Origin of the sequence: Kribbella sp. NPDC049227 (assembly GCF_043197265.1) — a bacterium.
Taxonomy (GTDB): domain Bacteria; phylum Actinomycetota; class Actinomycetes; order Propionibacteriales; family Kribbellaceae; genus Kribbella.
The window spans coordinates 209,253-229,041 of record NZ_JBICST010000006.1 but is presented as its reverse complement, the minus strand read 5'-3'; the positions used below and the strand labels follow the sequence as shown (position 1 = coordinate 229,041).

General features: G+C 68.6%; 20 protein-coding genes. 11 read left to right on the top strand and 9 right to left on the bottom strand.

What is annotated here, in order from left to right:
- Window position 1 precedes the first annotated feature (1 nt).
- A complete protein-coding gene (locus ACGFH6_RS27130) occupies window positions 2–1,228 on the bottom strand; it encodes a CPBP family intramembrane glutamic endopeptidase (RefSeq protein WP_393389327.1) in 1,227 nt (408 codons plus the stop codon).
- A gap of 48 nt (window positions 1,229–1,276) precedes the next feature.
- Here ACGFH6_RS27130 and ACGFH6_RS27125 point away from each other — a divergent pair, with 48 nt between their 5' ends.
- From ACGFH6_RS27125 to ACGFH6_RS27115, 3 genes are read left to right on the top strand one after another with little or no spacing between them, the layout of a single operon-like run.
- Window positions 1,277–2,242, top strand: a complete 966-nt coding sequence (locus ACGFH6_RS27125) for a Dyp-type peroxidase (RefSeq protein WP_393389324.1) — start codon at window positions 1,277–1,279, stop codon at window positions 2,240–2,242.
- A gap of 36 nt (window positions 2,243–2,278) precedes the next feature.
- Window positions 2,279–3,859, top strand: coding sequence for an ATP-dependent DNA ligase (locus ACGFH6_RS27120; protein WP_393389321.1), 1,581 nt, complete (start codon window positions 2,279–2,281; stop codon window positions 3,857–3,859).
- Entirely contained in the window at window positions 3,852–4,535 is a 684-nt protein-coding gene (locus ACGFH6_RS27115; RefSeq protein WP_393389318.1) for a class I SAM-dependent methyltransferase, read from the top strand. Before ACGFH6_RS27120 ends, ACGFH6_RS27115 begins: the two co-directional genes overlap by 8 nt.
- 300 nt (window positions 4,536–4,835) lie before the next feature.
- On the opposite strand, the gene ACGFH6_RS27110 is transcribed toward ACGFH6_RS27115, so the two are convergent.
- The gene (locus ACGFH6_RS27110) at window positions 4,836–5,714 is read right to left on the bottom strand and encodes an MFS transporter (RefSeq protein ID WP_393389316.1); all 879 of its coding nucleotides are present in this window, start codon (window positions 5,712–5,714) and stop codon (window positions 4,836–4,838) included.
- A gap of 44 nt (window positions 5,715–5,758) precedes the next feature.
- Between ACGFH6_RS27110 and ACGFH6_RS27105 the strand changes: the two genes are divergently transcribed.
- From ACGFH6_RS27105 to ACGFH6_RS27085, 5 genes are all read left to right on the top strand, one after another.
- A complete protein-coding gene (locus tag ACGFH6_RS27105) occupies window positions 5,759–6,331 on the top strand; it encodes a TetR/AcrR family transcriptional regulator (RefSeq protein ID WP_393389313.1) in 573 nt (190 codons plus the stop codon).
- On the top strand, window positions 6,332–7,204 hold the full coding sequence (locus tag ACGFH6_RS27100; RefSeq protein ID WP_393389311.1) for a phosphotransferase: 873 nt from the start codon (window positions 6,332–6,334) through the stop codon (window positions 7,202–7,204).
- An 8-nt stretch (window positions 7,205–7,212) separates the two neighbouring features.
- The gene (locus ACGFH6_RS27095) at window positions 7,213–7,800 is read left to right on the top strand and encodes an O-methyltransferase (RefSeq protein ID WP_393389309.1); all 588 of its coding nucleotides are present in this window, start codon (window positions 7,213–7,215) and stop codon (window positions 7,798–7,800) included.
- 51 nt (window positions 7,801–7,851) lie between these two features.
- Entirely contained in the window at window positions 7,852–8,340 is a 489-nt protein-coding gene (locus tag ACGFH6_RS27090; RefSeq protein WP_393389307.1) for a GNAT family N-acetyltransferase, read from the top strand.
- Window positions 8,341–8,404: 64 nt separating this feature from the next.
- Window positions 8,405–9,277 (top strand): helix-turn-helix domain-containing protein, encoded by an 873-nt coding sequence (locus ACGFH6_RS27085; protein WP_393389303.1) that lies wholly within the window; start codon window positions 8,405–8,407, stop codon window positions 9,275–9,277.
- Here ACGFH6_RS27085 and ctaD read toward each other — a convergent pair whose 3' ends face one another.
- From ctaD to ACGFH6_RS27070, 3 genes are all read right to left on the bottom strand, one after another.
- A complete protein-coding gene (gene ctaD / locus ACGFH6_RS27080) occupies window positions 9,278–11,044 on the bottom strand; it encodes a cytochrome c oxidase subunit I (RefSeq protein ID WP_393389300.1) in 1,767 nt (588 codons plus the stop codon). It lies immediately after the preceding gene.
- An 87-nt stretch (window positions 11,045–11,131) separates the two neighbouring features.
- Complete coding sequence (locus ACGFH6_RS27075) at window positions 11,132–11,929, bottom strand: LLM class flavin-dependent oxidoreductase (RefSeq protein ID WP_393389298.1); 798 nt, start codon at window positions 11,927–11,929, stop codon at window positions 11,132–11,134.
- Window positions 11,926–12,756 (bottom strand): alpha/beta fold hydrolase, encoded by an 831-nt coding sequence (locus ACGFH6_RS27070; RefSeq protein ID WP_393389295.1) that lies wholly within the window; start codon window positions 12,754–12,756, stop codon window positions 11,926–11,928. The genes ACGFH6_RS27075 and ACGFH6_RS27070 overlap by 4 nt, the downstream gene beginning before the upstream one ends.
- A gap of 178 nt (window positions 12,757–12,934) precedes the next feature.
- Here ACGFH6_RS27070 and ACGFH6_RS27065 point away from each other — a divergent pair, with 178 nt between their 5' ends.
- Together ACGFH6_RS27065 and ACGFH6_RS27060 are read left to right on the top strand one after the other, a co-directional pair.
- On the top strand, window positions 12,935–13,504 hold the full coding sequence (locus ACGFH6_RS27065) for a TetR/AcrR family transcriptional regulator (RefSeq protein WP_393389293.1): 570 nt from the start codon (window positions 12,935–12,937) through the stop codon (window positions 13,502–13,504).
- Between the two features lie 66 nt (window positions 13,505–13,570).
- Window positions 13,571–14,749 carry a Cmx/CmrA family chloramphenicol efflux MFS transporter gene (locus ACGFH6_RS27060; RefSeq protein WP_393389290.1) on the top strand — a complete coding sequence of 393 codons (1,179 nt, stop codon included), beginning with the start codon at window positions 13,571–13,573 and terminating at the stop codon, window positions 14,747–14,749.
- Here ACGFH6_RS27060 and ACGFH6_RS27055 read toward each other — a convergent pair.
- Both ACGFH6_RS27055 and ACGFH6_RS27050 read right to left on the bottom strand, forming a co-directional pair.
- Window positions 14,710–15,513, bottom strand: coding sequence for a TIGR02569 family protein (locus tag ACGFH6_RS27055; RefSeq protein ID WP_393389287.1), 804 nt, complete (start codon window positions 15,511–15,513; stop codon window positions 14,710–14,712). The genes ACGFH6_RS27060 and ACGFH6_RS27055 overlap by 40 nt on opposite strands.
- A gap of 22 nt (window positions 15,514–15,535) precedes the next feature.
- A complete protein-coding gene (locus ACGFH6_RS27050; protein ID WP_393389286.1) occupies window positions 15,536–16,720 on the bottom strand; it encodes an MFS transporter in 1,185 nt (394 codons plus the stop codon).
- Window positions 16,721–16,848: 128 nt separating this feature from the next.
- Between ACGFH6_RS27050 and lexA the strand changes: the two genes are divergently transcribed.
- Entirely contained in the window at window positions 16,849–17,502 is a 654-nt protein-coding gene (gene lexA, locus ACGFH6_RS27045) for a transcriptional repressor LexA (RefSeq protein ID WP_393389283.1), read from the top strand.
- Window positions 17,503–17,505: 3 nt separating this feature from the next.
- On the opposite strand, the gene ACGFH6_RS27040 is transcribed toward lexA, so the two are convergent.
- Window positions 17,506–18,366, bottom strand: coding sequence for an alkylmercury lyase family protein (locus tag ACGFH6_RS27040; protein ID WP_393389280.1), 861 nt, complete (start codon window positions 18,364–18,366; stop codon window positions 17,506–17,508).
- Between the two features lie 82 nt (window positions 18,367–18,448).
- Window positions 18,449–19,630: an acyltransferase family protein gene (locus ACGFH6_RS27035; protein WP_393389279.1), complete on the bottom strand. Its 1,182-nt coding sequence runs from the start codon at window positions 19,628–19,630 to the stop codon at window positions 18,449–18,451.
- Between the last annotated feature and the right edge of the window lie 159 nt (window positions 19,631–19,789).

Here is a 19,789-nt window from a genome sequence, read left to right as displayed (position 1 = left end):
GTCAGCTCACCCGGGCGATCCGGTTCCGCTTCGCCAGCCACACCACGGCGGCCGCGTAGAACGCGAGGCACGGGATGTCCAGCGCCAGCAGGGTCCACGGGGCGCCGCCCTGCTGGTCCCAGCCGTCCAGCTGTCCAGTTGCCGCAGGCAACAAGAAGGCGAACAGGTTGTTCATCGCGTGCAGCGCGATGCCGGCCTCCAGCCCACCGGTCCGCACTGTCAGCCACGCGATGGTGACCGCGAACAGGAAGATGTCCGCCATCGCCCACCCGGTGTACCCGTGCGCCGACACGAACGCCAGGCTGCTGATCACGATGCCCGGCCAGGGCGAACGGAACAGCACCCGGAGCCTGCGGGCGCGACCCTCCGGCCGGTCCGGGCCGTAGGCGCCGATCGCCTGCAGCAGCCAGCCGCGGAACACGAACTCCTCGGCCGCGGACTGGAACGGCACCAGCAGCAGGATGACCAGCGCCGGCACGATGAACCGACTGAAGCCGACCCACGAACCGTCGTCGGTCGCCGTCGCGTCACTGCTCGGGAAGATCGCGTCGGCGACGATCCCCAGCCCGTAGGACAGCGCCAGGTAGCCGAGGCCGGGCAGGCAGCACATCAGCAGCCAGCGCCAGCGGATCCGGTTCAGGACGGACGCCACACTCCAGGCCGGCCGGCGCTGGACGACCCAGGCGGTCAGCATGACGAACGGCGTGAGGACTCCGAGCATGACCAGCGTGACGGCCAGGTTCTCGGTGTCGCTCGGGAAGATGTCATTGCCCTGCGGCTGGACGAACTCGCCGGCGATCAGCGTGTGGACGATCTCCCAGCCGACGAGCACCGCCGCGGTGAGGAAGAAGGCGCCGGAGGCGAGGAACAGCGTCCCGACGATCGGCCGCCACCATCTGTGCTTCGGCGTCCGCGCGAGCCGGTGGTACGGCGTACCCGGAGGAGCCGGGATGATGCGCGGCTCGCGGTAGGCGTACTGACCCGGGTACGGCGGCGGTGCGCCGTACTGCTGCTGCTGGTGCGGCCCGGGCCACTGCGGCTGGTAGGGGCCGGGCTGCTGGTAGGGGCCGGGCTGTTGGTAGGGACCCGGTTGGGGGTAGGGCGGGGGCGGCGGGTACTGACCGGGCTGCGAGGATGGGCCCGGTTGGTACGGCGGGACCCACGGGTTCGGTTGGTTGCCGGGGGGCGGCGGGTCCTGTGGGCGCGGTTCGCCCGATTGCGGGTCCATGAATGGACTCTAGAAGATCGGGCCAAGGAGCTGGAGGAGAACACAGTGGTGACTGATCCGACCCTTGGTGCAGCAGCCACGACGCGGGCCTTGCCGCAGTCGGTGCTGATGCCGTTGACCGGTTCGGCGATCTTCCTCGTGGTCCGGATCGAGCCGGGAGGCGAGGAGACCACCCGCGATCTGCTCGAACGGGTCAGCGGTCTGATCCGGTCCGTCGGCTTCCGGGTTCCAGCCGGAAATCTGTCCTGCGTCACCAGCATCGGGTCGGACGCCTGGGACCGGCTGTTCAGCGGGCCGCGGCCTGCCCACCTGCACCCGTTCATCGAACTCGACGGCGCCAAGCACCGCGCCGTCTCCACTCCCGGCGATCTGCTCTTCCACATCCGCGCCGCGCACCTCGACCAGTGCTTCGAGCTGGCCGGCCAGATCATGAAGTCGCTCGACGGCGCCGCCACCGTCGTCGACGAAGTCCACGGCTTCAAGTACTTCGAGATGCGCGACCTGCTGGGCTTCGTCGACGGCACCGAGAACCCGGCCGGTTCAGAGGCGGAGGACGCCGTACTGATCGGTGCCGAGGATCCCGACTTCGCGGGCGGCAGCTATGTGATCGTGCAGAAGTACCTGCACGACCTGAAGGCATGGAACGCGCTGACGGTCGAGCAGCAGGAGCTGGCGATCGGCCGGACCAAGCTCGACGACATCGAACTGTCCGACGGCGACAAGCCGAGCAACGCACACATCGCGCTGAACGTCATCGAGGACGAGGACGGGAACGAGCTGCAGATCCTGCGCGACAACATGCCGTTCGGGACGATCGGGACGCAGGAGTTCGGCACCTACTTCATCGGCTACGCCAAGACCCCGTCGGTGACCGAGCTGATGCTGCGGCGGATGTTCATCGGCGAGCCCGAGGGCAACTACGACCGCATCCTCGACTTCTCCACCGCGGTCACCGGATCGCTGTTCTTCACCCCCACCGCCGAGTTCCTCGACGATCTCCCGCCCGCACCCTGACCCTCGGAATTCCGGGTACGCCGGACTGTCGGTGGGATGGGCGAGACTGGGGTCATGTTGCTCACCGAGGTGGTCGAGACATCGACCGCGCTGGCCGGGACGCGGTCGCGGCTGAAGAAGGCGGAGTTCATCGCCGGGCTGCTGTCGCGGGCGACCGAGCCGGCGGAGACCGAGATCGTGGTGACGTACCTGTCCGGTGAGCTGCGCCAGCGACGTACCGGCGTCGGGTGGCGGACGTTGATGGACGCGCCGACGCCCGCCGAAACCCCGTCGCTGACGGTCGAGGAGGTCGACAGCGCGTTCGCCGAGCTGGCCGAGATGTCCGGTGCCGGGTCACAGGCCCGCCGACGGGAGGCGATCGACGCGTTGTTCGGCCGTGCGACCGAGGACGAGCAGCGGTTCCTGCGGCTGCTGGTCGGCGGTGAGTTGCGGCAGGGCGCGCTGGACGGCGTGATGGCCGATGCGGTCGCCCGAGCGACCGGGATCCCGCTGGAGAAGATTCGAGCCGCGACGATGTTGCGTGGCGCGGCCGCGCCGGTCGCGGTGGCCGTACTGACCGAGGGCGAGGCGGGGCTGGCGCAGTTCGGGCTGGAGGTCGGGCGCGGCGTGCAGCCGATGCTCGCCCAGTCCGCGACGAGCGTCGCGGAAGCTCTCACCAAGACCGGTACGCCGGCCGCCCTCGAGTGGAAGCTGGACGGGATCCGGATCCAGGCGCATCGCGACGGCGACAACGTGGTGGTCTACACCCGCACGCTCGACGACATCACCAAGCGGGTGCCCGAGGTGGTCAGCGCCGTACTGGCGCTCGACGCGCAGCAGGTCGTGCTCGACGGTGAGCTGATCGCCCTGCGGCGGGACGGCCGGCCGGAGGCCTTCCAGGTCACCGGGTCGCGGACGGCGACTCGGGCGGCGACCGGGCCCGAGTCGGTGCCGTTGACGCCGTACTTCTTCGACATCCTGCATCAGGACGGGCAGGACCTGATCGGTCTCGACGGCGCCGCGCGGCACGAGTGGCTGAGCAAGCTGATCCCTGAGGAACAACGGATCCCGCGGCTCGTGACCGACGACGCGGAGGCCGGACATGCGTTCTTCCTCGACGCGGTGAAGCGCGGCCACGAGGGCGTGATGGTGAAGTCCCTGACCGTTCCCTATGAGGCCGGCCGGCGCGGGTCCGGTTGGGTCAAGGTCAAGCAGACCCACACGCTCGACCTGCTCGTGCTCGCGGCCGAGTGGGGCCACGGGCGTCGTACTGGCTGGCTGTCGAACCTGCATCTGGGCGCGCGGGACGAGGCGACCGGCGAGTTCGTGATGCTCGGCAAGACGTTCAAAGGGCTGACCGACGAGTTGCTGCGGTGGCAGACCGAGCGATTCCAGGAGCTCGAGGAGCGCCGCGACGAGTACACCGTCTATCTCCGCCCGGAGGTGGTCGTGGAGATCGCCTTCGACGGCGTTCAGACCTCGCCGCGCTACCCCGCGGGCATGGCGCTGCGGTTCGCCCGGGTACTGCGCTACCGGGACGACAAGCGACCTGATCAAGTTGATACCGTCCAGACGGTGCGAGCCATCCACGAAGGTCTCGAAGCCGACGCGAAGCGAGAAGGTGGCGCGGATGCCTGAGCCACAAGAGGATCCGGACGTCGTGTCGCGCCGGATCGCCCACGAGTCGCTGTCCCAGGACGATCCGACCGGCTGGTTCGATCGGCTCTACTCCGCAGCCGAGGACGGTGCCGCCGTCGTCCCGTGGGACCGAGGTACGGCGCACCCGATGCTCACCGAATGGGTCGACGAATCGCACCCGGACGGGACCGGGAAGACCGCGCTGATCGTGGGAGCCGGCACCGGGTGGGACGCGGAGCTGATCGCGGACCTCGGCTTTGAGACCACCGCGTTCGACATCTCCCCCACAGCCGTCCAGGCCGCGCACCGCAACCATCCCGACTCCAAGGCGCAGTACGTCACCGCTGATCTGCTCGCCCCGCCGGCGGAGTGGCACCGCGCCTTCGACCTGGTCGTCGAGATCTACACCGTGCAGGCGCTGCCGCTCGACCTCCAGCCTGCCGCCATCAAACAGGTCGGCGAGCAGGTCGCCCCCGACGGGACGTTGCTCGTCATCGCGGCCTCTCGCGCGGAGGACGTTCCGGACTCCGAGGTCGAAGGTCCGCCGTGGCCGTTGACCCGTACCGCTATCGAGTCGTTCGCGACGCCGGACCTGCGCCTGATCCAACTCGATCAGTCTCCGAGTCCGGTCGATCCCACGATCCTTCGCTGGCGGGCGGAGTACCTCCGCGACTAGCCAGGACCGCGCCGCGGACATAGAGTGCGCAGCTCACGCCCATCAGGATCGCGGCGACGGTGAACAGTGCCTCCGCCGAGGTGTGGTCGAGCGCCGGTCCGGCCGCGGCGCTCCCGACAGCACCTCCGCTCATGATGATCGTCGCTGCGGCGGTCAGCGCGTTGCCACGGTGGCGTTCGCCCAGTCGCGGGATCATCACCGCAGATGACGGGCCGTTCGTCAGCCCGTTCGCGACGCCGAGCGCCGCGATCAGGGCGACAGCGCCCCACAGCGGGACGGCGAGGATCAGGCCCGCGAACGTCACGCCTGCAGGAACTTCCCGGCCAGGGCCAGCCGAACAGACCGGACTCGGGAGGCCAACGCCATCGCGGCGAAGCTTCCGGCGACGGCGCCGCCGCCGAAGGCTCCGGTGAGTACGCCGGCTGCCGCGGCGGTCGCGTCGTACCGCTGAACCGTGAGGATCGGGATCGCCACGAACAGCGCCTGGTACGCGGCCTCGCTGAACGTGCTGGCCGAGATCCAGGAACTCACCAGCCGGTCGCGCCGGAGTTCGCGCAGCCCGTCGAGAAGGCGCGGCCGAGCGGCCGTCACCTGCCGAGTCTCCCGGGGTACGGCGAGCCGCAGGATCGCGATCACCACGATCAGGGTCGCGATCGTCACGAGCAGCGTTGGCGCCGCTCCCATCGCAGTCACGAGTACGCCGGCGATCGGCGGACCGAGCAGCAATGAGGTGCGGTTCGCACCCTGAAGAATGCTGGTCGCCCGCGCCAGCAGACTCTCCCGGTCGCCGACCAGCTTGGACAGAAGCTCCTGCTGGCTTCCCATGTACGGCGTCCGCAGCGACCCGAGGACGAAGACGAGCGCGGCCAAGGCCGACAACGGCAGGGCATCCGCCTCGGCGAGCGTCACGATGGCGGCCACCAACGCGACGCTGACCACGTCGGATCCGATCATCCAGCGGCGCGCCCCGACCCGCTCGACCAGCCCACCGAGCGGGATCCCGAGCACGATCGCCGGCGCCAGCCCCGCGGTCATCACGACACCGACGTCCGTCGCGCTGCCGCCGTTGGTCAGCACCAGCCACGGAATCGCCATCGCTTGCACGGCCAGCGCGAACGACGACGCGATCTCGGCGACGAGTAGCGGCCGGAGACCACGCTGCGCGCTCAGAGTGTCCACCCAGCCAAAATAAAGCGCGCGCTCGGTTTTGTAAACTGGGACCCATGCCGCGCGTTTCGGACACCCACAAGGCCGCTCGACGGACGCTCATCCTCGACGCCGCCCGCACCTGCTTCGCCCGGAAGGGCTACCAACTGACGACGATCCGCGAACTCGAGACCGAGTCCGGGCTGTCGAGCGGGGCGATCTTCAACTACTACCCCACCAAACTCGACATCTTCATCGCTCTCGCCGAGGAGGACTCCGCCCGCGGCGCCCAGCGGTGGCGTGAAGGCGGTCTGCGTGCGGTCGTCGACGACTACGCGCAGACCGGGCTCAGGTACACCGCGAGCTATCTCGAGGTCGGGCGCCAGCTGCTGACGGATCCGGACTTCCGGCAGCGCTGGGAGCAGCGGGGACAGGTCGTCGTCGAGGCGGTCCGCGACCGGCTGCAGACCCTGCGGGACGTAGGATCCGTGCGTACCGATGTCCCGCTGGACCACCTGGTGACGTATTCGCTCATCACGCTCGACGGCACTCTGCTCCAACTTCGTCTGAGCACTCCCCTCGAGCAGGTCCACGGCGCGGTCGACCTGTACGAGCAGACTCTGCGACCCCCACAGGAGGCGACTCACTAGATGACTTCTTCCGCCTGGTCACCGGTCGAACGGCTTGATGCGGCACAGATCGCCGCCGAGTTGGAGGAACAGACCGGCGTTCCGCTGGTTGTCGAGGGGCTTGGCGCCGGCGGCAACGTGGGGGCCGCTGTCGTGCGGTGGCCGGACGGGCATCGCTCCATCCTGAAGTGGCGGCCGGGCGTGCGACTGCCGGACCTCGAAGCCGGTCCGCTGGCGGTCACCGAGGCGGCGCGAGTGGCGGGCGCGCCGGCGCCGCGGACGGAGCTCGCCGTCCAGCTCGGTACGGCGATCGCCACCGTCCAGGAACTGTTGCCCGGAGCACCTATCCGGCGACTCGACGACCACGGGCTGACGCAGGCGCTGGACTTCAACTCGCTGCACGCCGGGCTGCTCCGGGATCGACCGGAGGTGCCGGCGCAGGATCTGTTCCTGGACCACGATGGGCCGGGCTTCTGCTTGCACGGTCCGCTGCGCGCTCACAACCGTCGTACCGCCCGGATCGACGACTGGGTACGGGAGGTCGGAGCGGCGTACCCACCGCTGCTGGAGGGGGTCGACGCGGTTCACTTCGACTACCATCCGGGCAACCTCCTCGCCGTCGACGGGACCATCACCGGGATCATCGATTGGGACGGCGCTGCGCGTGGCGACCGTCGATTCGACCTGGTCACGTTGCGGTTCGGCGTACAATCCGAGCCACCGCTCGGACGGGTGACTCCGCGCCTCGACGCCATCCTCGACGCGCTGCCGGCCGACGTACTCCGCCCGCTGTGGGCCGTGATGAGTCTGCGGATGGTCGACTGGGCGATCCGCCACTACACGCCCGCAGCGGTCGAGCACTGGGCGGATCTCGCTGAGCAGCGGATCGACTAGGCGACGCGATGGATGAGCTGCCACCGCTGGTCCGGCGAGCCCACACCGTGGCGGAACGGCTCGGATTCCCTCTCACCCGGGATCAGTCGGGACCATCCGCCTCCCTGCCAGGGGTCGGCCGATTCCTGGCCGTGCTGGCCGCTGGATGTGCGGACGGCCGGATCGGCGAGCTGGGCACAGGCGTCGGCGTTGGTACGGCGTGGATGGCCGGGGCGATGCCCGTCGGCTGCGAGCTGGTCACTGTCGAGCTCGACGAACTGCGCGCTTCCGCCGCTCGCGAGGTGCTGGCGGACGAGCCGGGCGTCGAGGTGATCACCGGTGACGCCTTCTCGGTGCTCGCGGAGCGGGCGCCGTTCGATCTGCTGTTCGCGGACGGCGGGAAGTCGGATCCTGCGGCGCTGGTCGGGCTGTTGCGGATCGGTGGACGGCTCGTGGTCGACGACGTGACGCCGACTCAGTTGCTGCCACCCGATTCGCCGTACCGGACCGACGATCCCAAGCGGCGGATCTTCTTCACCGATCCCCGGCTCGTGTCGACGGAGGTCGTACTGCCTGATCTGCGGAACTCGCTGTTGGTCGGGACGAGGGTCCGCTGAGCGCTCATTAGTCGGTTGAGGATGGAGCATCGTGCTGGTTGAGTGCTCGCCATGGATACCCGCACCGCACGGCTGAGTTTGCATCCGATCGACGAGCTGGAGGCGCGGCGTATTCGCGATCGTGCACCCGATACCGACGACACCTGGGCGGCCGACTACCCGTTCGACGGAGACCTGGCCGCCATCGGCGGCTTCCTGCGCGCCACCGAGCAGAACGGCGACCAGCGTCCGTTCGGCTACTACCAGATCAGGCGTCAGTCCGACGGGCTGGCTGTCGGTGGTATCGGCTTCAAGGGGCGCCCCGACGGCGACGTCGTCGAGGTCGGCTACGGCCTGGCGCCGTCCGCGCGAGGACAAGGCTACGCGACGGAAGCGCTGATGACCGTCATGCAGATCGCCGCCGCGCATGGCGTGACGACGATCCGCGCAGACACCGATCTCGACAACGTCGCGTCCCAGCGGACCCTCGAAAAGGCAGGCTTCGCCCAGGTCGGAGCCGACGCCGAGCTGTACTACTTCGAGGCCCGGATCGCGCGGTAGCCGGCTGGCTCGTCCCGTCGGATCCCATGGGAACATATGTTCGATAATGCTGTAGACTCGTTCCATGGCGGGGCAAGGTGTTGTTGGGCCGACGGCGTTACGGATGATGCTGGGCAGTCATCTGCGGCGTCTGCGAGAGCGGGCCGGGGTGAGCCGGTCCGATGCCGGCTGGACGATCCGGGCGTCGGAGTCGAAGATCAGCCGGCTCGAGCTCGGCCGCGTCGGGTTCAAGGAGCGCGACGTCGAGGACCTGCTCAGCCTGTACGGCGTCACCGAGGCACGCGAGCGGGAGCGGCTCCTGGAGCTGGCGCGGGAGGCGAACAACCGCGGCTGGTGGCACCGGTACGGCGATGTCACGCCGGACTGGTTCGACGCGTATCTCGGCCTCGAGGCAGCGGCGGAACTGATCCGGACCTATGAGATCCAGTTCGTTCCCGGGTTGCTGCAGACGGCCGACTACGCCCGCGCCGTCGCTCGCCTGACGCCCGGCAACGCGCGGGCGGACGAGGAGATCGAGCGGATCGTCGCTCTTCGCACCCGGCGCCAGCGTGTCCTGGACCGTGAGCCACCGCTGAAACTCTGGGCCGTCATCGAGGAATCGGTACTGCTCCGCCCGATCGGTGGCCTCGATGTCCTCCGCGATCAGCTCGACGCCCTCCGCGAGGCATCCCGTCGGCCCAACGTCACGCTCCAGATCGTCCCGCTCCGCAGTCCCGGCCACGCCGCGACCGGTGGCGCGTTCACCCTGCTGCGTTTTCCCCAGCACGACCTGCCCGACATCGTCTACCTGGAGCACCTCACCAGCGCCCTCTACCTGGACAAACGCGACGACGTTGAGACCTACACCCAGACCCTGGACCTGCTGGCCGCGACCAACCCCGCACCCCAGCAGACCGAGCAACTCCTCACCGAGCTGCTCGATCGGATGGCCGGCTGATCAGTCGGGCTCGCGCCCGGACTCGGATTCGGACTCGGACCCGGTCTCAGGCCCGGTCTCAGGCTGCGTCCCGAGCGTGGTGAGCAGGTTGGACTGCGGCTCGCCCTGGGAGAACTCCGGGTGGTGGAAGTCGAACGCGGGGCTGTCCGAGCGGATGCGTGGCAACTGCTCGAAGTTGTGCCGTGGCGGCGGCGAGGACGTGGCCCACTCCAGCGAGCGACCCCAACCCCACGGGTCGTCGACACCGACCAGAGGTGTGCGGCGGGAGCGATAGACGTTGTAGAGGAACGGGAGCGTCGACACCCCGAGGATGAACGCGCCGACGGTGGAGACCTGCTGCAGGACGGTGAAGCCCTCGTTCGCGCCGTACGTTGCGTAGCGCCGCGGCATGCCCTCCACGCCCAGCCAGTGCTGCACGAAGAAGGTCGTGTGGAAGCCGATGAACAGCAACCAGAAGTGCAGCTTCCCGAGCCGTTCGTTCAGCATCCGGCCGGTCATCTTCGGCCACCAGTAGTAGAACCCGGCGAACATCGCGAACACCACGGTCCCGAACACCACGTAGTGGAAGTGCGCCACCACGAAATAGCTGTCGTTGAGCTGATAGTCCAGCGGCGGCGAGGCCAGGATGATCCCGGTCAGACCGCCGAACAGGAACGTCACCAGGAAGCCGACGCTCCACAGCATCGGCGTGTCGAACGACACCGACCCACCCCAGATCGTGCCAATCCAGTTGAAGAACTTCACCCCGGTCGGGACCGCGATCAGGAACGTCATGAACGAGAAGAACGGCAGATTCACGCCGCCGGTCACGAACATGTGGTGGGCCCACACCGCGATCGACAGCGCGCCGATCGCCATCGTCGCCGCGACCAGGCCGATGTAGCCGAAGACCGGCTTGCGGCTGAACACCGGCAGGATCTCGGTGATGATGCCGAAGAACGGCAACGCGATGATGTACACCTCTGGATGCCCGAAGAACCAGAACAGGTGCTGCCACAGCAGCGCACCGCCGTTGCCGGCGTCGTACACATGGGCTCCGAGTGTTCGATCAGCCTCCAGCATCAGCAACGCGGCGGCCAGGATCGGGAACGCGATCAGCACGAGGATCGACGTGACCAGGATGTTCCAGCAGAAGATCGGCATCCGGAACATCGTCATGCCGGGAGCGCGCATGGTGATGATCGTGGTGACGAAGTTGACGCCACCGAGGATCGTGCCCAGACCGGCCATCCACAGGCCCATGATCCACAGGTCGCCGCCGACGCCCGGCGAGCGGACCCCGTTGGACAACGGCGCGTACGCCGTCCAGCCGAAGTCGGCCGCGCCGCCAGGAGTAGCGAACGCACCCAGGGTGATCAGACCGCCGAACAGGAACAGCCAGTAGCTGAACATGTTCAGCCGCGGGAACGCGACGTCGGGAGCACCGATCTGCACCGGCATGATCACGTTGGCGAACCCCACGAAGAGTGGTGTCGCGAACAGCAGCAGCATGATCGTGCCGTGCATGGTGAAGAGCTGGTTGTAGACCTCTTCGTTCACGATCTGCAGACCGGGTTCGGCCAGCTCGGCGCGGATGACCAGCGCCATCACCCCGGCGATCAGGAAGAACGCGAACGAGGTGACCAGATACAACTGACCGATCACTTTGTGGTCGGTCGTCGACAGCAGCCGACCGATCACCTTCCCCAAGGGCCGCCGCGCCGGTGCCACTGCCACCGACGGGCCAGTACGTTCAGTGATCCCGGTTTGTTCGCTGACGCTCGCCATTCGACCTCCCGTGACGCCCACCACGCCACCCAGCGTTCTTCGATTACACACCCGCCTGGGCCTGGGGCAACAGAGGCAGGCACAACCTCAGCGCGGCGGGCCCGCGTTCAAGACGGCGCGTACGTCGGGTAACCGCAGGGTTGACGGGTCGAAGTCGGTGAGGCACCAGGTGGCAGCGGCGTACGGCGCAGGGTCGGTCGCGGGAGGCAGGGAGATGACGATGTCGTAGTCCGTGAGGTCGCCGCGGATGGACTCGAGGAGAGCGACGGACTCGGCGAGCTGGACCGGGGAGGTCAGGTTGACCGGGAAGTAGCCGTCGTAGCGCGCGGCCCGACGGAGAGGTTTTAGTTTGCCGGGGAAACCGCCGACCCAGAGGGGAACGCGGCCGGCGATCGGGCGCGGCAGGAAGGTGACCGAGTCGACGGTGTAGTGCGTGCCGTGATGTGACACCGGGTCACCGGTCCAGCCGGCGGTCAGGATCTCCAGGGCCTCGTCCAGCCGCTCGGCGCGGATCCGGTCGTCGACCTCGTCACCCGACCGGGAGAACTCCCCCGCGAACCGGTCGCTGCCGAGTCCGACGCCGAGCGTGAGCCGCCCACCCGACAGTACGTCGAGCGTGGTTGCCTCCCGCAACAGTTTCACCGGTCGCCGGCGCGCGACCGGTGTCACCATCGGCCCGAGCCGCAGCCGTTCGGTGACAGCAGCCATCGCGGCCATCGTGATCCACGGATCCGCCACCGACGACACCGGCGCCCGCCACCACAGCTGGTCCCAGACGAACATCCCGTCCCAGCCGGCCTCCTCCGCCTCGGCCGCGAGACGCGCCACCACCCGTGGGTCGGCGAGTTCGTCGAAGAGCGGAACCCACAACGCGAAGCGCATCATCGGCTCGCGGTGTGAGCGGCGACCGCGTCGACGAAGTCGTCCCACCGCGGCGCCGGCACTCCGTGGCCAACGTCCGGCAGAACCACCAGTCGGCCGTTGGGGACGGCGTCCCGGATGGCTTGGCCGTGGGCCAGGGGGAACACGGGATCCAGCCCGCCGTGCACCACGAGCACCGGCATCGTCAGGTCACCGAACCCGCCATTCACCGGACCGTCGAACGACATCGCGTAGTGGTTGGTCAGCGAAGCCTCGAAGTCCCGGGCCCGCGCCATGTCCCGCCGTACCAGGTCCCGGGCCGCCGCCTCGTCGAAGTGCTCGAGGTACTCCGCCTCCATCGACCGTACGACGTACTCCTCGACCGAGGCCGGGTCTGTGAAGTCGGGTGGATCGAGGTGCGGCATCGACTCGGACGGGGGCGGCAGGTCGTCGGCTCCTGCGGACGTGGACACGAACGTCAGCGAGGCCACCCTCGACGGATGGTCGACGCCGATCACCAGCGCCGTGCCGCCGGACATCGACTGCCCGACCACGTGCGCCTGATCGATGGCCAAGGCGTCCAGCAGCCCGACCGCGTCGGCGGCGAGGTCGCGCATCGAGTACCCGGGCCGGCCAACCGGGTACGACGTCGACAGGCCGGTGTCCCGCTGGTCGTAGCGGATCACATACCGCCCACGGTCGGCGAGCTTCCCGCACAGTTCGCTCTCCCACCAGAGCATGGACGCCGATCCCCCATGGATCAGCAACACCGCCGGGTCGGCCGGATCACCGAAGGTCTCCGCACACAGCTCGACACCGTTCACCGGGTACAGCTTCTCCGAGGTAGTCATGTCCCCGACCGTAAGTCGGGGTCATCCATCCCGAAAAGCGATTCTTCTCGATCAAACCGATCGCCAATGCCGATAGATCCGGCCCGCGTCGGCCAGCCACACCACGCGGTACGTGTAGGTCAGGGCCGAGACAGCTGGTTTTGGATCGGTCGGTCTATAACGTGCTATCGTCGACGCCATGGCCAGGCCGAGGACGTTCGACGAGGAGCGCGCTGTCGATGCCGCGATGAAGGTGTTCTGGACCTTCGGGTACGACGGAACCTCGACCCAGGACCTGTGTGAGGCGACCGGGCTCGGCCGGAGCAGCATCTACAACACCTTCCGCAGCAAGCGCGATCTCTTCGACCGGGCGCTGCGGCACTACATGGAGGTGCGGACCGGCGGCCAGCTCGAGGTGATCGAGAGCGGCCTGCCGATCAGAGAGCGCGTTCGCCGCATTCTCTGGGACGCGGTCGAGCCGGATCCCACCGATCCCGCCGGTTGCCTGGTCGTGAACACACTGGTCGACCTTGCGCCCAACGATCCCGAGATCGCCGCCGCACTCGAGCGCGACCACGCCGCCCGGCTGGCCGCGCTGACCACGGCGATCCGTACCGCGCAGGCGGCGGGCGAGATCGCCGGCCAGGATGCTGCCGGTCTCGCGGAGTACGTGTTCGTCGTCCTGAGTGGGCTGCGAGTCGCCGCCCGCGGTGGCGCCACACGCAGCGCCCAGGAAGCCGTGGTCGCGGCCGCACTCCGCGCCTTCTGAACAACCCCCGCCCGCGGTCACCGCTGCCCGCGTTTTGAACTGCTTGATCCAATACGAGAGGAACCCATGCCGCTCGCGGTCTATGTGCTCGGTCTGGCGATCTTCGCCCAGGGCACATCCGAACTCATGCTCGCCGGTCTCCTGCCTGAGATCGCCGGCGACCTGAACGTGTCCATCCCGGCTGCCGGCCTGCTGATCTCGGCCTTCGCTGTCGGCATGCTGGTCGGCGCACCGATCCTGGCCGTCGTCACCCTGCGCTGGACACGGCGTACTGCGCTGCTTGCCTTCCTGGCCGTCTTCGCGCTCACTCACGTGGTCGGAGCACTCGCGCCGGGCTACGGCATGCTCGTCGCCACACGCATCGTCGGCGCCTTCGTGTACGCCGGTTTCTGGGCCGTGGCCGCCGTGACAGCCATCGGCCTGGCCGGGCCGGAGGCGCGCGGCAAGGCAATGAGCATCGTCGCCGGCGGGCTCACGATCGCCACCATCGTCGGCCTCCCCGCAGGGACCGTCATCGGCCAGCACCTCGGCTGGCGAGGCGCGTTCTGGACCGTCGCCGTACTGTCCGCGCTGGCCATGATCGGCGTCGTCGCGACCGTGCCGGGCGGGCGCTCCGGCACTATGCCTGATCTTCGCGCCGAACTGCGCGCGATGATCAACCCCAAGCTATGGCTCGCCTATGGCACGACGGCGATGTCCACGGCGGCGTACCTGGTGATCTTCAGCTACCTCGCTCCCCTGCTCACCGAGTCCACCGGCCTCACCGAAGGCTGGGTCCCGGTCGTGCTGGCGTTGTACGGCGTTGGCGCGCTGGCCGGCATCACCATCGGCGGCCGGACCGCGGATGCCCGGCCTTTTACGACCTTGCACGTCGGCATAGGTGGCGGCATCGCGGCATCCATCGTCCTTGCCCTCGGCACCGGTACGCCGTGGCTCGCGGTCGTGGCGATCGTGCTCGTCGGGGCCTTCGGTTTCGCGAACAACCCCGCGATCAACACCCGGGTCTTCGGCCTGGCCGGGTCCGCGCCGACCCTGGCGGCCGCGTTCAACATCTCGGCCTTCAATGTCGGCATCACCATCGGACCATGGCTCGGCGGTCTGGCCATCGACGCCAACGCCGGCTACCCCTCCGTCGCCTGGATCGGCGCGGTCCTGGGTCTCGTTGCCCTGGGCACCGTCCTGATCGCCGCGACCCGGACCGTCGATCAGGTGAAGGAGAGAGCCACCTCGATGGCGGGCCGGTAGCTCTCGAGCCGGTTCGCGGTCCACGCCTCAGGGCCGCCGGCAGCGTCGTCCGTGGTGAGGCGGTAGATGAGGGCACGGACCAGCATCTGGCCCCACTCCGGCAGATGCGCCCAGCGGGCAGCCAGCTCCGGCGTCGCGCCGTACCAGCAGAGGGCGTCGGCGACCGCGACCGCCGATGCCCACGACGGCGGTCGCCAGTACACCGGCCAGTCGATGATCGCGGGCGGCAGCCCGTCGGCGAACATCACGTTGCCCGGCAGATCGCCGTGCACCACCTGCGCCCTGAGCTCCACCGGCCGCCGGGCCTCGACAAGCTTCTGCACCACCTCCCGGTACGCCGGACTGCCGTCGAGCGGCTGTTCCTCCCAGGCCACGCGATCGCCGTACGCCCAGGGATCGTCGCGGCGGTCCAGAAAGTCCGGGCGAGGCAAGTCCGCGACCGCCTCGTGAAAGGCGACCCCCGCGGTGAGCACGTCGTCCTGCCGGCTCACGTCCGTCTGTCCGTCCAGCAGTTCGGCCGCCTCCCAGCCATGGGATGTCCACTGACCGTCCTGAGCGCGCACGGGGCGCGCGACCCGGAAGGCCGGCGACGCGGGGAGCGCCGAGAGCACACCCGCTCGCCACTCGGCCTCCGGGACGAATCCCGCCGGCTTCAGCACCACCTCCCCGACCTGCCAGGTCCCGCCCTGACCACCGGGAAGGAGCACAGGAACTCCGGTCAGGCGAAACGCGTCCAGGACAGGATCGGGCGGGGGTATCGTCACCCGCCCGATCCTAGGCACGCGACTAGCTATGCGTCGCCGAAAGGTGCCCAACCGGTGACCTGCGCGTCAGCAGACGGCTGTTCACAGCGACGCCGGCCAGCAACGGCAGCAGGCCCGTGAAGGTCCAGATCAGGCCGGCGGCAGCCGCGATCCAGCCCACGACCGCCGGCCCGATGAGGACTCCCGCGTACGTGAACGTGGTCAGCCGCGATACCGCGGTCGCAGCGGCAGTCCCGCCCTCGCGACCGACAGCGCTGAAGATCAGCGGTAGCAGGACCGATCCACCGAGACCGACCAGTCCGAATCCGGCGATCGACATCCACCACAGCGGTACGGCGACCACTACGGCCAATCCGATCACGGCCACCGATGCGGCAACCCGGAACACGGCCGTGGCGCCGTACCGCTCGGTCAGACGGTCACCGATCAGGCGGCCCGCGGTCTGGCAGGCCGTGTACGCCGTGAAAGCGAGGCCGGCGGTGGCCAGGTCGGCACCGCGTGATTCGTGCAGCAGCACTCCACTCCAACTGATCACGGCTGCCTCGCCGATCATCACCACGAAGCCCATCGCGCCGAAGATCAGCACCGGGCGGGTCCATCCCGACTTCCAGCCGGTTCGCTGCTCGCCGTTCGCCGTACCCGATCGGTCTGCCTCGGGCGGAAGGAGATTGCGGGTCGCCAGTTGACCGGCGACCAGCAGTACGGCGGCGACCACGACAAACTGTGCACCGATGCCGACACCGGCGCGGGTGACCGCGGCGCTGACCAGGGACGCGAGTACGGCGCTCACGCTCCACGCGGCGTGACAGCCGTTCAGGATCGGCTTCTCGCGAAGGCGCTCGACCGCAACCGCATGAGCGTTCATCGAGACGTCCACCGCGCCGTGCACGAGCCCCATGAGCAGTACGGCGATGCCGAGCTGCACGGGGTTGCGGGCCAGACCGACGCCTGACAGGAGGATGGGGAGCGCGGCCAGGCCGACCTGGATCAGCCGGCGGCTACCGGAGCGCGCGACCAGGCTCCCCACGAACTGCATCGAGACCAGCGCGGCCGCACCGAAGAGCGTCAGGATGATGCCCAACTGGCTCTCGCTGAGCTGGTGCTCGACCTTGATCGACGGGATCCGGGCCAGATAGCTCGACACCAGGCACCCGTTCACGAAGAACACCGCGGTCACCGACCAGCGCGCTCGACCTGTCGCGTTCATGACGACCTCCTTGAGCGCGCCCGATGCGCGCTCTCGGACCGGACGTCGGAGCCGGTCGGCGGATGTTGCCAATTCGGTGCGGCGGGTCGGATGCGGGCCGGAACAGTGCCGCGCTCTAAGATCTCGTGGTGACTGATCTTGATCTGTTCGGGGACCTGGACACGGCGGCGCTACCGGAGCGGCAACAGCGGATCCTGGTGGTGATCCGGGACTGGGTGATGCGGCACGGGTACTCCCCCAGCACCCGCCAGATCGGTGACGCGGTCGGCCTGCGCTCCACGTCCTCGGTGTCGAAGCACCTGGGCGCTCTCGAGGACAAGGGGTTCCTGCGCCGCAGCCCGTCGGTCTCCCGGCCGATCGACGTACGGATGTTCCTGCAGGACTCGCCGGCGCGGCAGTCCGGCGAGGACTCGGTGCCCGTGCCGGTGGTCGGTGACATCGCCGCCGGTACGCCGATCGCCGCGGTGGAGCACGTGGACGACGTACTGCAGTTGCCGCGCGGACTCACCGGCCGCGGGAACGTGTTCGGGCTGCGGGTCCGCGGCGAGTCGATGATCGACGCCGCGATCTGCGACGGCGACATCGTGGTCGTCCGGCAGCAGTCCGAGGCGCACTCGGGACAGATCGTCGCCGCGATGATCGACGAGGAGGCGACCGTGAAGGTCTACCGCCGCCGCAACGGCCACGTCTACCTCGAGCCGCGCAACCCGGCGTACGAGGTCATCGACGGCGACAACGCGGTCGTCCTCGGCATCGTGGTCTCGGTCCTGCGCAGCGTGTGACCGTCACTCGACCAGTAGCTGACCGAACAGACGGACGGCGAGGTCCTCGGCTTCCCGCTGGTTGATGATCTGCCCGGGAACCCGCGGATGCGCGGTCGTCCAGGCCTCGGCCGCGGCGCGGGTCGCGAAGAAGTTGAGGTAGTCGCAGCAGCAGTCGGCGGACGGGCCACCGCCGGGATCGGCGCCGACGAAGACGACTGCGCCAGCGGGATCCCAGTGGGTGGAATCCGCCCGGCGGACGACCGTGATGACACTCCCGTCGGTGGGGTCGGTGGAGTGGATCACGGTGTCCTGGCCCAGCATCGGCGCGATGCCGAGCGCGTCGACCGCGCACATCGCGTACACGTCGACCTGGTCGGCGATCCGGACGCGATGCCTCGTCGGGGTGGCCGAGAACGGGTACGCGACGGTGATCTCCCCCTCCGGGGTCAGGCGGATCGCGTCGAGCTCATGCAATTCCTCGAGGGCCTTCGTCGCATCACCGAGGGGCGGAGCGCCGGTGGTCGCGAAGGCGCGAAGAACCTCGCGGTGTGCGGTTCGCGTGACGGCATCCAGAGGTACGGCGCGCCGCCGCCAGGTGCTGAGGATCTCGGTCGCCGGCGAGCCGGACGAGTTGATTGCCTCGCGCAACTGCTTGGTCGACGGGACGGAGAGACGGCAGGCCAGGCTCGGTGTTGCTCCTGCCGCGAACGGGTTCTGGCCGTCGATGAGCAGCGTCGGTGAGCCTGCCATGCCGAAGCGTTCCGCGTCCGCGGGCGACTCGATCATCCGGGTGCTGACCGGAAGGTCGGTGACCTGCGCGAGGCGCTCGAGCAGTGGCAGCAGATTCGGGCAGTCCGGGACGTGCAGGACCTCCAGCCTCATCGGTCCACCTCCGGTCCAAGCACCTCCAGCAACGCACAGCTGCTGTCAGGTAGTCACGGTAAACCACCGCCTGACTGCTCCCTCAGGGTGTCTTTCTTCGCTGGGTCGAGTCGATGCTCACATGGGCTTGACGCTTCACCCCGAACAGGACCGAGACTCCAGGCAGGATCGACAGCATCCACGCGAGTGCGGCGGACAGCACAAACGCAGTAGGCAGCAGTACGGCGTACTTCATCCACAGGTTCGCGTCCCAGCCGACGACGTAGTATGCGACCGCGAGAATGATCGGCTGGTGGACGATGAAGAACGGCATCGCTGCCCGTGCGACCGGTGTCGGCAGCGGCCGCTGGAACGCGGGCGCCCGCATGCCGAAGGCGAGCACCGCCGAGAGCCAGCCCCACACCGCGAAGGTGATCAGCGTCGAGTACCAGAGGTACACCCACGAATAACTCGGGTCCTCCCACCAGCCGTCGAGGAAGTCGATGATCCCGGTCGCCATCCCGAGCAGGAACGCTCCGAGTCCGAGCACCAGCGCGGGCACAGCGTCTCGTCGTACGGCGGCCATCAGCCGGTCGTCCGACATCACCAGGCACCCGACCACGAAGAAGTCGAAGAAGAACACGAACTCGCCCCAGCCGTGCTCCGGCCCAGGCGCGGCGAGCAGCACAAGATGCACCGGCACCAGCGGAGCGGCCAGCAGCAGGATCCGTCCGCGCCGCTCGCACCGCCGCGCGATCCAGTCGACCATCCGCCGGCCCTGCGCGCCGCGCAACCAGAGGAACACCGGCAGACCGAGCAGCGCGAACTGCAGCAGATAGATCAGGAACCATAGGTGATAGGTGTCCCGCAGCCACAGCGGCGCGTGTCCACTCAGGTCACTGAAGAAGGTCCTCACATCCCCGAAGAACGACGCGTCGGACCGGCCCTTGTGGTGCTCCTCGATGAAGTACTGCGGCGGCGACAACAGCACATACGCGACCACGAACGGCACCAGCAGCCGCAGTACTCGCTCACGCAGGAAGCCGCCCGCGGTCCGCCACCGCAGGGCCAGCCACGCACCCGCGCCGGACAGCATGAAGAAGAACGCCAGCCCCCACAGCCCGAGGAACGCGATCGCGATCGAGATCCCCTCGCTCGTCTCGGCGTTCTTCACATGCCAGTCGGCGTCGTCGAACGGCCGCAGCGTGTGGAACACGAACACCCCGAACACGGCCAGCACCCGCAACCAGTCCAGGAAGTCCAGCCGCCCACCCTCGTCACCCATGCGCAAAGAATGGTGCCTTCGCCGGGCCACCGCTACCCGAATCCGGACCGTCGGTCCCGAAGTCCCGGGCCTTCCGACCCTGCCGCGCGGAGTACAGCGGCGGCTTCCATAGGAGCACTGCTGGGAGGGGGAGTCCGATGACAACTGACCGCGGCCCTG